This is a genomic window from Phycicoccus sp. Root101 (assembly GCF_001426245.1).
In the GTDB taxonomy this organism is placed as follows: Bacteria; Actinomycetota; Actinomycetes; order Actinomycetales; family Dermatophilaceae; genus Pedococcus.
In genome coordinates this window covers 563,626-576,808 of the sequence record NZ_LMCM01000001.1, presented here as the reverse complement: position 1 = coordinate 576,808, position 13,183 = coordinate 563,626, and the positions used below count along the sequence as shown (strand labels likewise).

Here is a 13,183-nt window from a genome sequence, read left to right as displayed (position 1 = left end):
CACCCGGGGAGCACAACTACGCTGGCGTCCATGAGCCCTGTGTACGACTGCACCACCGAGTCCGGGCGCGCCGAGGGGATCGCGGCAGCCGTCGAGGTCGTCCGGGACGGAGGCGTCGTGGTCCTCCCGACCGACACCGTCTACGGCATCGGTGCCGACGCGTTCTCGCCGGAGGCCGTGGCGTCCGTCCTCGCCGCCAAGGGTCGTGGCCGAGAGATGCCGCCGCCGGTCCTGGTGCCCAGCATCCGCACCGTCGACGGCCTGGCCACCGACATCCCGTCCTGGGCCCGCGACCTGATCCGCGAGTTCTGGCCCGGGCCCCTCACCCTCGTGTTCAAGTCCCAGTCCTCGCTCATGTGGGACCTGGGTGACACCAACGGCACGGTCGCCGTGCGGATGCCCCAGGACGAGACGGCCCTCGCCCTGCTCAGCGAGGTCGGCCCGATGGCGGTCACGAGCGCCAACCTCACCGGCCAGCCCCCGGCCACCACGGCCACCGACGCCGCGGCGCAGCTCGGGGCGGCCGTGGCCGTCTACCTCGACGCCGGACCCACGTCGAGCAACGAGGTCTCGACGATCATCGACTGCACCGGTGCGGAGCCCGAGATGCTGCGGGCCGGGGCCATCACCCAGCAGCAGATCGACGCAGCGCTGCGACCGGCCGAGCCGGAGGACGCCGACGCCGACAACGACGCCGACGCCGAGAACGTCGTCGAGGCGGACGCCGAGGCGACGCCGGTGGCGGTCGACGAACCGCAGCCGTTGCGCGTCCCGGAACCGCTGAGCGACCCCGAGCCGGGGGACGCCCCGGAGCCGGCGCGCGACCCCGGGCCGGCGACGGATCCTTCCCCGACCGAACCGACGCAGGGCCTAGAGTTGCCGGCGGATCCGACCGCCGAACGCACCGCTGCCGACCACCCAGGAGAGACCCGATGACCCAGAGCGACACCTTCTACGGCTCCGACTTCGGGGCCCTGGAGTCCTTCGACCCGGAGATCGCGGGGGTGCTCGTCTCCGAGCTCGACCGCATCCGCGGCGGCCTGCAGCTCATCGCGTCGGAGAACATGTCCAGCCCCGAGGTGCTCACCGCCCTCGGCTCCACGCTGTCCAACAAGTACGCCGAGGGGTACCCCGGGCGTCGCTACTACGGCGGCTGCTCCGAGGTGGACAAGGCCGAGACCCTGGCCATCGACCGGTGCAAGGCGCTGTTCGACGCCGACCACGCGAACGTCCAGCCTCACTCGGGCGCCAGCGCCAACCAGGCGGTCTACGGGGCGTTCATGTCGCCCGGTGACACCATCCTCGCGATGGCGCTGCCCATGGGTGGCCACCTGACCCACGGCACCAAGGTCTCCTTCTCCGGCAAGTGGTTCAACGCGGTGCACTACGGCGTCGACCGCGAGACCGAGGACATCGACTACGCCGAGGTCGAGCGCCTGGCCAAGGAGCACCGCCCCAAGGTGATCCTCGCCGGCGGCTCCGCCATCCCGCGCCTCATCGACTTCGAGTTCTTCCGCCGGCTGGCCGACGAGATCGGCGCGATCTTCTGGGTCGACGCGGCGCACTTCATCGGCCTCGTCGCCGGCAAGGCCATCCCGAGCCCCGTCCCGTACGCCGACGTCGTCACCTTCACGACCCACAAGGTCCTGCGCGGCCCGCGCTCCGGCGCCCTCGTCTGCAAGGCCGAGCACCAGGCGAAGCTCGACAAGGCCGTGTTCCCGATGATGCAGGGTGGCCCGCAGATGCACACCATCGCGGCCAAGGCCGTGAACTTCAAGGAGTGCGCGACGCCGGAGTACCAGGCGTACGCCAAGCAGGTCATCGAGAACGCCAAGGTCCTCGCGACGTCGTTGGGCGAGAAGGGGATCCGCCCGACCACCGGCGGGACCGACACCCACCTGTCGCTCCACGACCTGCAGGGCGTGGGTGTCACCGGCGCCGATGCCGAGGCCCGCTCCGACGCAGCGGGGATCGTGCTCAACAAGAACGCCATCCCGTTCGACCCCCAGAAGCCCAACATCGCCAGCGGCATCCGCGTGGGCACGCCCTGCGTCACGACCCAGGGCATGGGCACCGACGAGATGCGCACGATCGCCGACCTGATCGCGAAGGCCGTCATCGAGGGCGACGCCGACCCGGACCACGCGGTCTCCAAGGAGGTCCGTGCCGGGGTGAGCGACCTCGTGACCCGCTTCCCGGCATACCCTCGAGGCTGAGTCCCGACCCACCCGAGAGGCGCCTGAGTGCGCGAGTACCTCCTCGTCCTGATGGTCGCCGCGGTGATCACGTATGCCGCGACGCCGCTCATGCGCGCCATCGCGGTGCGCACCGGGGCGTTCACCCCGGTGCGCGACCGTGACGTCCACTCGACGCCGATCCCGCGGCTCGGAGGGGTGGCGATCTTCCTCGGGTTCGCGGCCTCCATGCTGGCGGCGAGCAAGCTGCCCTACCTCGGGCAGGTGTTCGCCCTCGGGCCCGAGCTCAAGGGCACGCTGGTCGGTGCCGGCATCGTGTGCCTGCTCGGGGCGATCGACGACGTGCGCGAGCTGGACTGGCTCACCAAGCTCGGCGGGCAGATGATCGCCGCCGGGATCATGGCGTTCAGCGGCGTCATGCTGTTCCAGCTCCCGATCGGTGGCGTGACGGTGCTGCCCGAGCCGTTCATGGTGGGGCTCACGGTGTTCGCCGTCGTCGTGTTCACGAACGCCGTCAACTTCATCGACGGGCTGGACGGGCTGGCGGCCGGGGTCGTCGTCATCGCCGCCTCGTCGTTCTTCATCTACAGCTACGGCATCTCGCGGACGTTCGACCCGCCGAACGTGTTCTCCTCGGCGACCTTCATCTCCGCCGCCCTGATCGGCTGCTGCCTGGGCTTCCTGCCGCACAACTACCACCCGGCCCGGTTGTTCATGGGCGACTCGGGGGCCCTGCTGCTCGGGCTGCTGCTGGCGGCCGCGACGATCTCGACGACGGGCAACGTGACGCCGTCCCAGGTCAGCACCAACCCCGTGGCGGCGACCTTGCTGCCCCTGGTCGTACCGGGCGCGATCATCCTGCTGCCGCTGGTCGACATCCTGCTCGCGGTCGTGCGTCGGACCGCGCGCGGCGAACGCCCGTGGAGCCCGGACAAGCAGCACCTGCACCACCGGATGCTCCAGATCGGCCACGGCCACCGGCGCGCGGTCATCCTGCTCTGGCTCTGGGCCGCGGTGGCCGCGCTCGGCGCGGTCAGCTTCATCTTCCTCGACCCGTGGGTCGCCGCCGGGGGAGTCCTCGGCGCCGTGCTCCTGGTCGGCGTCCTCACCGTGTGGCTGCCCCGCTGGGCCCCCAGCGGTGGGCGCACCCGCGCCCTCTAGCGCGGGACCCGGCCCAGCCGCTCCTCCAGGCCTGCCCGCACCTGCGGCCACTCGTCGGCGAGCACGCTGAACACGACCGTGTCGCGGAACGTCCCGTCGGCCCGCCGCGTGTGCCGGCGCAGCACCCCCTCGCGGGTGGCGCCCAGCTTCGCGATCGCTGCCTGGGAGCGCTGGTTGACCGCGTCGGTCTGGATCTTGACCCGCCCGAACCCCAGGTCGAACGCGTGCCCGAGCAGCAGCAGCTTGCACTCCGGGTTCACCGCGGTGCCCCACCACCGCGAGCCGTAGAGCGTCCAGCCGAGGTGGGCTCGTTCGTTGACGACGTCGATGTCACCGAGCGACGTGGTGCCCACGACCGTGCCGGCGGCCCCGAGCCCGCCCGCTCCCGTGAGCCGCACCGTGTATGCCGTGCGACCGACCTCCCGCGCCGCCATCGCGGCGGCGACCAGCGCCCGGGTGGCCGCGAGGTCGGGGGGAGGGGAGGCCATGACGTACCCCTGCGTGTAGACGACGGGGTCGCTGTGCACCGCGTGCAGGCCCTCGGCGTCGTCGGCCCGGACCGGGTCGAGGCGGACGAACGTCCCCTCGAGGGGCGAACCGGACGGAGCACGCGCAGGCATGACGGCAGGCTAGTTGCCGAGCCGCGGACGGCGGCGGCGGGCGGCGTCGGGAACCCCTACGGTGGGACCGCGAAAGGCCCCGCTGTGAAAAGGCTGAACGCTTGTGATACCTTTCACAAGCGCCCACCGAAGGGCGTGACCACCCCTTTCGCCAGGCATTCCAGCCCCGACGAGCAGGCAGGCCACCATGACGCAGCAGAGCGCCCAGACGGGTTCCTACCCGTTCAGCGCGACCCTTCGCGGCGCCCTGGTCCCCACCCTCGTCGCAGGTGGCGTCGCGACCGTGGTCCTCGCGCTGACGCGGGGTCTCGACGGTGGCGTCTCCGCCCTCGTGGGTGTGGCCATCGCCGTCGTCTTCTTCGGCTCCGGCCTGCTCCTCATGGACAAGCTGGTGCGCGACCGCGACCCGATGCTCTTCATGGCCGTCGGGATGGCGATCTACTTCGGCCAGGTGCTCCTGCTGCTCGGGGTCCTCGTCGTCGCCGGACGCATCGAGAGCCTCGACAGCTGGGCCGCGGGGGTGGCCATGCTCGTGGCCGTCCTGGCCTGGCAGGTCGGTCAGGTCCGCGCCTGGCGACGTGCCCGCGTCCCCGTCTACGACCCGCCGTCGGACCTGCCGTCCGCGGGTGGCACGGACACCCCTGCCGACCCGTCGTCGACCGGAGCAGGTGAGGGGCGGTGACGGGCCGGTCCCGCGTCGCCCCGATGCTGCGGAGTCGGGTAGCGTACCTACCGTTCTGCGCCGAGCCGGTGTCGAGCATGCATTCGTCCCGGTTGTCCCGCACCGACCGTGAAGTCTTCGCGGTGAACGGGTTGCACGTCAGTTCATTCGAGGAGAGGCAGTGAGCCCAAACATGGTGTCTGCGGACATGGTCACGAATCTCGTGGCCGCAGGAGGCGAGGACGGGTTCAAGACCCCCGGCGTCGCCGACTTCTGGTGGCCGCTCATCGGTGGCAACAGCCCGTGGACGCTGACCCGTCCCGCGCTCGTCCTGCTGATCTCGGTCGGCATCCTGGGCTGGTTCTTCGTCTCAGTGTCGCGCAAGCTCACGGTCGTCCCGGGCAAGACGCAGTTCATGGCCGAGGGCGCCTACAACTTCGTGCGCAACACGATCGGCCGCGACATCATCGGCACCAAGGACTTCATGCAGTTCGTGCCGCTGCTGTTCACGCTCTTCACGATGATCCTGGTCAACAACCTGTTCGGGATCATCCCGTTCGTGCAGTTCCCCACGATGAGCCGCGTCGGCATCCCGATCGTCCTGACCCTCATCGTCTACATCGTCTACCACACGGTCGCGATCCGTCGTAAGCACGGCGTCCTCCCGTACTTCAAGTCGCTGATCCCCCCGGGCCTGCCCGGCTGGCTCAAGCCGATCCTGTTCGTGCTGGAGTTCCTGACCTACTTCGTGATCCGCCCGCTCACGCTCGCCCTGCGACTGTTCGGCAACATGCTCGCCGGCCACCTCATGCTGCTGGTGTTCATCATCGGCGGCGAGTACCTGCTGCTGCACGGCAGCAACCTGTTCCTGAACTTCTCGGGCGTCCTCGCCTTCGGGTTCTCGATCGGCATGACGTTCTTCGAGCTCCTCATCGAGTTCCTCCAGGCGTTCATCTTCACTCTTCTTGCGGCGCTCTACATCTCGGACGCGGTGTCCGAGCACCACTAGCCCGCTCGACCGTCGAGGCCCCCGGCCTCGCGTGCACCACCTGAATATCCACACCCCCGACACCGGGAAGCGGTCCCGGTGCCATGGAAAGGAAATGACATGTACGGCTCCATCGCCTACCTGGGCTACGGCCTCGCTGCTATCGGCCCCGGCATCGGTGTCGGCCTGATCTTCGCCGCCTACATCAACGGCGTCGCCCGTCAGCCCGAGGCTCGCGGCATGCTCCAGACCATCGCCTTCACCGGCATGGCGATCACCGAGGCGCTCGCCATCCTCGGTCTGGTGTTCGCGTTCGTCTTCCAGGGCACCAACCCGAACTGACGCGGCCCCGCCGCCCTCGTGCCACACCCGATCGCTTAAGAGATAAGGACGCGATGTGATCCCCGCATCCATAGTCGCTGAGGGGGAGACCACCGGATTCCCCTCGGGATTCCCGCTGCTCCCGCACCCCGCCGAGATGATCGTCGGGCTCATCGCCTTCGGGATCTTGTACTGGCTGTACAAGACCAAGGTCGTGCCGCGCATGGAGGAGCTGTACGCCGAGCGCACGGCTGCCATCGAGGGCGGCATGCAGCAGGCCGAAGAGGCCCAGCAGCAGGCCCAGGCTGCTCTCGAGCAGTACCAGGCCCAGCTGGCCGAGGCTCGCGCCGAGGCTGCTCGCATCCGCGAGGAGGCTCGCGAGCAGGGTGCGGCGATCGTCGTGGAGATGCGCGGTCACGCGCAGTCCGAGGCGGCTCGCATCACCGAGGCCGCGCACAAGCAGATCGAGGCCGAGCGCCAGCAGGCCGTCGTGTCGCTGCGGGCCGAGGTGGGTCGCCTGTCGACCGACCTGGCCAGCCGCATCGTGGGCGAGTCCCTCGAGGACGAGGCACGCCAGCGCGGGATCGTCGACCGCTTCCTCGCGGAGCTCGAGTCCGGCCAGGTGCAGCCCGAGAAGGTCGGAGAGGGCGCCTGATGCGTGGTTCGTCGCGGGCCTCCGCCATCGCCGGGAGCACGGCCCTCGAGGCCGCGCTCTCCGCAGGCACGGACCGCCGGGCCCTCGCCGAGGAGCTCCTCGCGGTGACCGCCCTCATCGACGGCAACGCCACGCTGCGACGGGCCCTCGCGGACCCGTCACGCGAGGCGGCCGGCAAGCAGGAGCTCGCCGAGCGCCTGTTGTCGGGCAAGGTCTCCGCGGAGACCGTCGTCGTGGTCAAGGCCCTCGTGGGCCAGCGCTGGGCGACCGAGCGCGACCTGTCCGACACGGTCGAGCGGCTCGGGATCGAGGCGCTGCTCGCCGACGCCGAGGCCAACGGGCACATCGACCGGGTCGAGGACGAGCTGTTCCGCTTCGAGCGGATCGTCGCCGGCAACCCGGACCTGCGCGACCGCCTGACCAACCGCCAGGGCGACGTCCAGGCCAAGGCCGGCGTCGTGGCGCAGCTGCTCGAGGGCAAGGCCAGCGAGGAGACGGTCCGGCTCGCACGCCAGGCCGTGCTGGCGCCCCGTGGGCGCAAGCTCGACCGCACGCTCGAGGGCTACCTCGCCCTCGCGGCGACGCGGCGCGAGCAGGTCACGGCTGTCGTCACGGCCGCCACCGACCTCACCGAGCAGCAGCGTGAGCGTCTTGCCGCAGCGCTGCAGAACATCTACGGCAAGACCATCGTGCTGCAGGTCGTCCGCGACGAGCAGGTCATCGGTGGCATCCGCGTGCAGGTCGGCGACGAGGTCGTCGACGGCACGATCCTGCGGCGCCTCGACGAGGCCCGCAGGCACATCGCCGGCTGACGGCACGCACCACAACTCCACAGCACGACCACCACACCGCCTTCCGGTCCGAGCCCCCTCGGCGCCGGTCACTGCACCACTCAAGGGAGAAGAGATCAGATGACGGAGCTTTCGATCCGTCCGGAGGAGATCCGGGACGCACTGGACAACTTCGTTCAGTCCTACGAGCCCGGCACGGCCTCCCGCGAAGAGGTCGGCCGCGTCAGCGACGCCGGTGACGGCATCGCCCACGTCGAGGGCCTGCCCTCGTGCATGACCAACGAGCTGCTCGAGTTCGAGGACGGGACGCTGGGCCTCGCGCTCAACCTCGACGTCCACGAGATCGGCGTCGTCATCCTCGGTGACTTCTCCAAGATCGAGGAGGGCCAGGAGGTCAAGCGGACCGGCGAGGTGCTGTCGGTGCCCGTCGGCGACGCGTTCCTCGGTCGGGTCGTCAACCCGCTGGGCCAGCCGATCGACGGTCTCGGCGAGGTCGCCACGACCGAGCGCCGCGCCCTCGAGCTGCAGGCGCCCACCGTGGTGCAGCGCAAGTCCGTGCACGAGCCGCTGCAGACCGGCCTCAAGGCCGTCGACGCCATGACCCCCATCGGTCGCGGCCAGCGCCAGCTCATCATCGGTGACCGCCAGACCGGCAAGACCACGGTCGCGGTCGACACGATCATCAACCAGAAGCAGAACTGGGACTCGGGCGACCCGGAGAAGCAGGTTCGCTGCATCTACGTCGCCATGGGCCAGAAGGGCTCGACCATCGCTGCCGTCCGCGGCACGCTGGAAGAGGCCGGTGCCCTGGAGTACACGACCATCGTCGCGGCGCCCGCGTCCGACTCGGCCGGCTTCAAGTACCTCGCGCCCTACACCGGTTCGGCCATCGGCCAGCACTGGATGTACCAGGGCAAGCACGTCCTCATCGTGTTCGACGACCTGTCCAAGCAGGCCGAGGCCTACCGCGCCGTGTCGCTGCTGCTGCGTCGCCCGCCGGGCCGCGAGGCCTACCCCGGTGACGTCTTCTACCTGCACTCCCGCCTGCTGGAGCGCTGCGCGAAGCTGTCCGACGAGCTCGGCGCCGGCTCCATGACGGGTCTGCCGATCATCGAGACCAAGGCCGGTGACGTCTCCGCGTACATCCCGACCAACGTCATCTCCATCACCGACGGCCAGATCTACCTCCAGGCCGACCTCTTCAACGCCAACGTGCGTCCCGCCATCGACGTGGGTGTCTCCGTCTCCCGTGTCGGTGGCGCCGCCCAGATCAAGGCCATGAAGGAGGTCTCCGGTCGTCTGAAGCTCGACCTCGCGCAGTTCCGCGCGATGGAGGCGTTCGCCATGTTCGCCTCGGACCTCGACCCGGCCTCCCGCGCCCAGCTCGCGAAGGGTGCCCGCCTCGTCGAGCTCCTCAAGCAGAAGCAGGCCGCGCCGTTCCCGGTCGAGGAGCAGGTCGTGTCCATCTGGACCGGCACCACCGGCCAGCTCGACTCGATCGCGGTGGAGGACGTCTCGCGCTTCGAGGCCGAGTTCCTCGACTACCTGCGTCGCGAGAAGAAGGGCCTCCTGGACGCCATCCGCGAGTCCAAGAAGTTCGAGGACGAGACCCGCTCCGGGCTCGAGGACGCGGTCACCGCGTTCAAGCAGCAGTTCGCCGCCTCCGGCTCCGAGCACACCCCCGTCGGCCACGAGGCCGACCCGGGCGAGCTCGAGCACGAGGTCGAGCAGGAGAAGATCGTCAAGCAGAAGCGCTGAATCGGCTGCCGGGTGCGCGCCTGTCGCGCACCCGGCACCGCAGGCGAGCGGCCGCGGGGGAGACCCCGCAGCACCCCCCGAACTGATCGGCGGCGACCAGCCGCACCAGGAACGAACGAGAGAGGCGGCAACATATGGGAGCGCAGATGCGGGTCTACCGCCAGCGCATCCGGTCCGTCCAGGCGACCAAGAAGATCACGCGCGCGATGGAGCTCATCGCAGCCTCCCGCGTGGTCAAGGCGCAGCAGCGTGTGCGCGAGTCCTCGCCCTACGCCCGTGCGCTGACCCGGGCCGTCTCGGCCGTGGCGACGTTCTCGAACGTCGACCACCCGCTGACCACCGAGTCCGAGGAGGTGCGCCGCGCCGCGGTGCTCGTCGTGACCTCCGACCGTGGTCTGGCCGGCGCCTACAGCTCCTCCGTCCTCAAGGAGAGCGAGCGCCTCATCGGCGAGCTCAAGGCGGACGGCAAGGAGGTCACGCCCTTCCTCGTCGGACGCAAGGCGGTGGCCTTCTACAAGTTCCGCAAGCGCGAGTACGCCGACGAGTGGACCGGCTTCACCGACCAGCCCACCTTCGAGGTCGCCCGTGAGATCGGGGAGACCCTGGTCGCCGCGTTCAACCGCGACCACTCCGAGGGCGGGGTCGACGAGGTGCACATCGTGTTCACGCGCTTCGTCAACATGGTCTCCCAGGAGCCTGACGTCATCCGCATGCTGCCGCTCGAGGTCGTCGAGGGCGAAGAGGCCCCGGCCGAGGACGACGTGCTGCCGCTCTACGAGTTCGAGCCGAGCGCCGAGCAGGTGCTCGACGCGTTGCTGCCGAAGTACGTCACGGCGCGCATCTACAACTGCCTGCTGCAGGCCGCCGCGTCCGAGCTCGCTTCGCGCCAGAAGGCGATGAAGTCGGCCACGGACAACGCCGAAGAGCTCATCAAGAAGTACACCCGGCTGGCCAACCAGGCTCGCCAGGCTGAGATCACCCAAGAGATCAGCGAGATCGTGGGCGGCGCCAGCGCCCTCGCCGACGCCAGTTGAGAAGGTAGAGAGAAACCAATGACTGCCACTGTCACTGAAGAGACCAAGGCCGCCACCCCGGGTGGCATCGGCCGCATCTCCCGCATCATCGGCCCGGTCGTCGACGTGGAGTTCCCCGCGGACGCCATGCCGGAGCAGTACAACCTGCTGACCACGTCGGTCGAGCTCCTGGGGGAGACCAAGAACCTCAACCTCGAGGTCGCCCAGCACATCGGCGACAACATGGTCCGCGCCATCTCCCTGCAGCCGACCGACGGCCTCGTCCGCGGTACGCAGGTCCAGGACACCGGTGGCCCCATCTCGGTGCCCGTCGGTGACCAGACCCTGGGCAAGGTCTTCAACACCACCGGTGAGGTCATGAACCTCGCCGAGGGCGAGACCTTCGAGGTCAAGGAGCGCTGGGGCATCCACCGCAAGGCCCCGGCCTTCGACCAGCTCGAGTCCAAGACCCAGATGTTCGAGACCGGCATCAAGGTCATCGACCTGCTGACCCCCTACGTCCAGGGTGGCAAGATCGGCCTGTTCGGCGGCGCCGGCGTGGGCAAGACGGTGCTCATCCAGGAGATGATCGCCCGTGTCGCCCGCGACCACGGTGGTGTGTCGGTGTTCGCCGGTGTCGGCGAGCGCACCCGTGAGGGCAACGACCTCATGGTCGAGATGGAGGAGGCGGGCGTCCTCGGACAGACCGCCCTCGTCTTCGGCCAGATGGACGAGCCGCCGGGCACGCGTCTTCGCGTCGCGCTCTCCGCGCTGACCATGGCGGAGTACTTCCGTGACGTGCAGAACCAGGACGTGCTGCTCTTCATCGACAACATCTTCCGCTTCACCCAGGCCGGTTCCGAGGTCTCCACCCTCCTCGGCCGCATGCCGTCCGCCGTGGGTTACCAGCCCACCCTCGCCGACGAGATGGGCACGCTCCAGGAGCGCATCACCTCGACGCGTGGTCACTCGATCACCTCGATGCAGGCGATCTACGTGCCGGCCGACGACTACACCGACCCGGCCCCGGCCACGACGTTCGCCCACCTCGACGCGACGACCGAGCTCTCCCGTGAGATCGCCTCGCTGGGCATCTACCCGGCCGTGGACCCGCTCACGTCGACCTCGCGCATCCTCGACCGTCGTTACATCGCCGAGGACCACTACAACACCGCGGTGCGCGTCAAGCAGATCCTCCAGCGCAACAAGGAGCTGCAGGACATCATCGCCATCCTCGGCATCGACGAGCTCTCCGAAGAGGACAAGATCCTCGTCAACCGCGCCCGTCGCATCCAGCGCTTCCTGTCGCAGAACACCTACGTCGCCAAGCAGTTCACCGGCATCGAGGGTTCGACGGTCCCGCTGACCGACAGCATCGAGGCGTTCACGAAGATCGCCGACGGCGAGTACGACCACGTGCCCGAGCAGGCCTTCTTCATGTGTGGTGGCCTCGACGACGTCGAGCGTCAGGCCGCGGAGATCGAGAAGAACCTCTGACGCCACGGCGTCGCAGCACGATGACGCGCGAGCGTCGCCCGCAGCACCCGTAGGTCGTGGGGCCAGCCGCACTGGCTGGCCCCACGGCATACCACCCGTCGGGGGGCCTCCCCACGACGGTCGTTAGACTCGAGCAGTACGCATTCCCCGTGGAGGACACCGTGAGCACCCTGCAGGTTGAACTCGTCGCCGCCGACCGCAAGGTCTGGGAGGGCGAGGCCGAGATGGTCCAGGCCCGCACCATCGACGGCGAGCTGGGCATCCTGCCCGGCCACACGCCCCTGCTCGGCGTCCTCGTCGAGGGCGAGGTCCGCATCAAGACCGGCGGCAGCACCGCCGTCGCCACCGTGGACGGCGGGTTCCTCTCCGTCGACCGCGACAAGGTCATCATCGTCGCCGAGGCCGTCGACGCCTCCCAGATCCCGGCCTAACCGGAAGGGGTGAGCATGTCGCCCGTGGTCTTGTTCGAGATCACCGTGGGGACGCTCGCCCTGCTCGCAGTCCTGGCGCTGGCGTACATCTTCGTGCGCCGGCGCCTCCTGTCGTCCGGGGCTCCCCTCATGCTCTGTGCGCTGCGACTCCCGGGCCGCACGTCGTACCGGTTGGGCCTGCTGCGCTTCTCCGGCCCCTCGCTGGAGTGGTTCACCCTCATCGGGCCCTCCCCGCGCCCGGTCCGTTCGTGGGAGCGGCCACGGCTCGAGCTCGGGCCGCCGGAGGTCGCGCAGGAGCCCATCTCCGGACTGCCCGACGCGGTCACCGTCGAGTGCCACTACGAGGACGAGCAGTTCCGGATCGCCCTCGCCCCGCCTGCCTACACGGCGATGCGCAGCTGGCTGGAGAGCTCGCCCCCGGGCTTCAACGTCAACGTCGCCTGAGCGTCACTTCTTCGCGCGGGGCGCCTCGGCACGGCCGCCACCGGGCTGCCAGAGGACGTCGCCGCCGATCGGCAGGTTCGCGACGCGCGCCAGCACGAACAGCAGGTCCGACAAGCGGTTCAGGTATGTCGCGGTGAGGACGTTGACGCCGCCCTCACCCTTGGTGCCGGTGCCCGGCTGGTCCCCGTAGGCGTCGATGGCCGCCCACGCAGCCCGCTCGGCCCGGCGCACCACGGTCGTGGCCACGTGCAGGTGGGCCGAGCCCACGGTGCCGCCCGGGAGGATGAAGGACCTCAGCTTCTCGACGCGCTCGAGGTAGCGGTCGCAGTCGGCCTCGAGCTCGTCGATCCAGGCCTGCTCCACCCGCAGCGGTGGGTACTCGTAGGTCGGCTGCAGGGGGGTGCAGAGGTCGGCCCCCACGTCGAACAGGTCGTTCTGCACCCGGAGCAGGGTGGCCCGCAGGTCCTCGGGCAGCTCCCCGGCGGCGAGGGCGACGCCGATGGCGGCGTTCGCCTCGTTGGTGTCGGCGTAGGCGAGGAGGCGGACGTCGGTCTTGCTGGTCCGGCTCATGTCGCCGAGGTGGGTCTTCCCGTCGTCGCCGGTGCGGGTGTAGATGCGGGTGAGGTTGACCATGGCTGCAGCCTGTCA

General features: G+C 69.6%; 15 protein-coding genes. 13 read left to right on the top strand and 2 right to left on the bottom strand.

Annotated features, from left to right (window positions below; all coding sequences use genetic code 11):
- Window positions 1-30 precede the first annotated feature (30 nt).
- The 3 genes from ASC58_RS02670 to ASC58_RS02660 are packed head-to-tail and all read left to right on the top strand — an operon-like array spanning window position 31 to window position 3,356.
- On the top strand, window positions 31-936 hold the full coding sequence (locus ASC58_RS02670) for an L-threonylcarbamoyladenylate synthase (protein WP_082552854.1): 906 nt from the start codon (window positions 31-33) through the stop codon (window positions 934-936).
- The gene (gene glyA / locus ASC58_RS02665; protein WP_056918255.1) at window positions 933-2,216 is read left to right on the top strand and encodes a serine hydroxymethyltransferase; all 1,284 of its coding nucleotides are present in this window, start codon (window positions 933-935) and stop codon (window positions 2,214-2,216) included. Before ASC58_RS02670 ends, glyA begins: the two co-directional genes overlap by 4 nt.
- Before the next feature lie 27 nt (window positions 2,217-2,243).
- Window positions 2,244-3,356 (top strand): MraY family glycosyltransferase, encoded by a 1,113-nt coding sequence (locus tag ASC58_RS02660; RefSeq protein WP_056918254.1) that lies wholly within the window; start codon window positions 2,244-2,246, stop codon window positions 3,354-3,356.
- On the opposite strand, the gene ASC58_RS02655 is transcribed toward ASC58_RS02660, so the two are convergent.
- A complete protein-coding gene (locus tag ASC58_RS02655; RefSeq protein WP_056918253.1) occupies window positions 3,353-3,976 on the bottom strand; it encodes a GNAT family N-acetyltransferase in 624 nt (207 codons plus the stop codon). The genes ASC58_RS02660 and ASC58_RS02655 overlap by 4 nt on opposite strands.
- A gap of 187 nt (window positions 3,977-4,163) precedes the next feature.
- Between ASC58_RS02655 and ASC58_RS02650 the strand changes: the two genes are divergently transcribed.
- From ASC58_RS02650 to ASC58_RS02605, 10 genes are all read left to right on the top strand, one after another.
- Window positions 4,164-4,658, top strand: a complete 495-nt coding sequence (locus ASC58_RS02650; protein ID WP_056915260.1) for a hypothetical protein — start codon at window positions 4,164-4,166, stop codon at window positions 4,656-4,658.
- A gap of 187 nt (window positions 4,659-4,845) precedes the next feature.
- Complete coding sequence (gene atpB, locus ASC58_RS02645; protein ID WP_235529060.1) at window positions 4,846-5,646, top strand: F0F1 ATP synthase subunit A; 801 nt, start codon at window positions 4,846-4,848, stop codon at window positions 5,644-5,646.
- A gap of 99 nt (window positions 5,647-5,745) precedes the next feature.
- Window positions 5,746-5,967 carry an ATP synthase F0 subunit C gene (gene atpE / locus ASC58_RS02640; RefSeq protein ID WP_030527793.1) on the top strand — a complete coding sequence of 74 codons (222 nt, stop codon included), beginning with the start codon at window positions 5,746-5,748 and terminating at the stop codon, window positions 5,965-5,967.
- A gap of 55 nt (window positions 5,968-6,022) precedes the next feature.
- The gene (locus tag ASC58_RS02635) at window positions 6,023-6,601 is read left to right on the top strand and encodes a F0F1 ATP synthase subunit B (RefSeq protein ID WP_082552853.1); all 579 of its coding nucleotides are present in this window, start codon (window positions 6,023-6,025) and stop codon (window positions 6,599-6,601) included.
- Entirely contained in the window at window positions 6,601-7,413 is an 813-nt protein-coding gene (locus ASC58_RS02630; RefSeq protein ID WP_056915258.1) for a F0F1 ATP synthase subunit delta, read from the top strand. Before ASC58_RS02635 ends, ASC58_RS02630 begins: the two co-directional genes overlap by 1 nt.
- A gap of 99 nt (window positions 7,414-7,512) precedes the next feature.
- The gene (atpA, locus tag ASC58_RS02625) at window positions 7,513-9,150 is read left to right on the top strand and encodes a F0F1 ATP synthase subunit alpha (RefSeq protein WP_056915257.1); all 1,638 of its coding nucleotides are present in this window, start codon (window positions 7,513-7,515) and stop codon (window positions 9,148-9,150) included.
- 134 nt (window positions 9,151-9,284) lie between these two features.
- On the top strand, window positions 9,285-10,184 hold the full coding sequence (locus ASC58_RS02620; protein WP_056915256.1) for a F0F1 ATP synthase subunit gamma: 900 nt from the start codon (window positions 9,285-9,287) through the stop codon (window positions 10,182-10,184).
- A gap of 18 nt (window positions 10,185-10,202) precedes the next feature.
- Window positions 10,203-11,660 (top strand): F0F1 ATP synthase subunit beta, encoded by a 1,458-nt coding sequence (gene atpD, locus ASC58_RS02615; RefSeq protein ID WP_056915255.1) that lies wholly within the window; start codon window positions 10,203-10,205, stop codon window positions 11,658-11,660.
- 161 nt (window positions 11,661-11,821) lie between these two features.
- On the top strand, window positions 11,822-12,091 hold the full coding sequence (locus ASC58_RS02610; protein WP_056917208.1) for a F0F1 ATP synthase subunit epsilon: 270 nt from the start codon (window positions 11,822-11,824) through the stop codon (window positions 12,089-12,091).
- 15 nt (window positions 12,092-12,106) lie between these two features.
- A complete protein-coding gene (locus ASC58_RS02605; RefSeq protein ID WP_056915254.1) occupies window positions 12,107-12,535 on the top strand; it encodes a DUF2550 family protein in 429 nt (142 codons plus the stop codon).
- 3 nt (window positions 12,536-12,538) lie between these two features.
- Here ASC58_RS02605 and ASC58_RS02600 read toward each other — a convergent pair whose 3' ends face one another.
- On the bottom strand, window positions 12,539-13,168 hold the full coding sequence (locus ASC58_RS02600) for a cob(I)yrinic acid a,c-diamide adenosyltransferase (protein WP_056915253.1): 630 nt from the start codon (window positions 13,166-13,168) through the stop codon (window positions 12,539-12,541).
- Window positions 13,169-13,183: the final 15 nt, after the last annotated feature.

Excerpts from the sequence above, each read along its gene's own strand:
- ASC58_RS02670 (WP_082552854.1), top strand. The coding sequence starts at position 31 with ATGAGCCCTGTGTACGACTGCACCACCGAGTCCGGGCGCGCCGAGGGG.
- glyA (WP_056918255.1), top strand. The coding sequence starts at position 933 with ATGACCCAGAGCGACACCTTCTACGGCTCCGACTTCGGGGCCCTGGAG.
- ASC58_RS02655 (WP_056918253.1), bottom strand. The coding sequence starts at position 3,976 with ATGCCTGCGCGTGCTCCGTCCGGTTCGCCCCTCGAGGGGACGTTCGTC.
- ASC58_RS02650 (WP_056915260.1), top strand. The coding sequence starts at position 4,164 with ATGACGCAGCAGAGCGCCCAGACGGGTTCCTACCCGTTCAGCGCGACC.
- atpB (WP_235529060.1), top strand. The coding sequence starts at position 4,846 with ATGGTCACGAATCTCGTGGCCGCAGGAGGCGAGGACGGGTTCAAGACC.
- atpE (WP_030527793.1), top strand. The coding sequence starts at position 5,746 with ATGTACGGCTCCATCGCCTACCTGGGCTACGGCCTCGCTGCTATCGGC.
- ASC58_RS02630 (WP_056915258.1), top strand. The coding sequence starts at position 6,601 with ATGCGTGGTTCGTCGCGGGCCTCCGCCATCGCCGGGAGCACGGCCCTC.
- atpA (WP_056915257.1), top strand. The coding sequence starts at position 7,513 with ATGACGGAGCTTTCGATCCGTCCGGAGGAGATCCGGGACGCACTGGAC.
- ASC58_RS02620 (WP_056915256.1), top strand. The coding sequence starts at position 9,285 with ATGGGAGCGCAGATGCGGGTCTACCGCCAGCGCATCCGGTCCGTCCAG.
- atpD (WP_056915255.1), top strand. The coding sequence starts at position 10,203 with ATGACTGCCACTGTCACTGAAGAGACCAAGGCCGCCACCCCGGGTGGC.
- ASC58_RS02605 (WP_056915254.1), top strand. The coding sequence starts at position 12,107 with ATGTCGCCCGTGGTCTTGTTCGAGATCACCGTGGGGACGCTCGCCCTG.
- ASC58_RS02600 (WP_056915253.1), bottom strand. The coding sequence starts at position 13,168 with ATGGTCAACCTCACCCGCATCTACACCCGCACCGGCGACGACGGGAAG.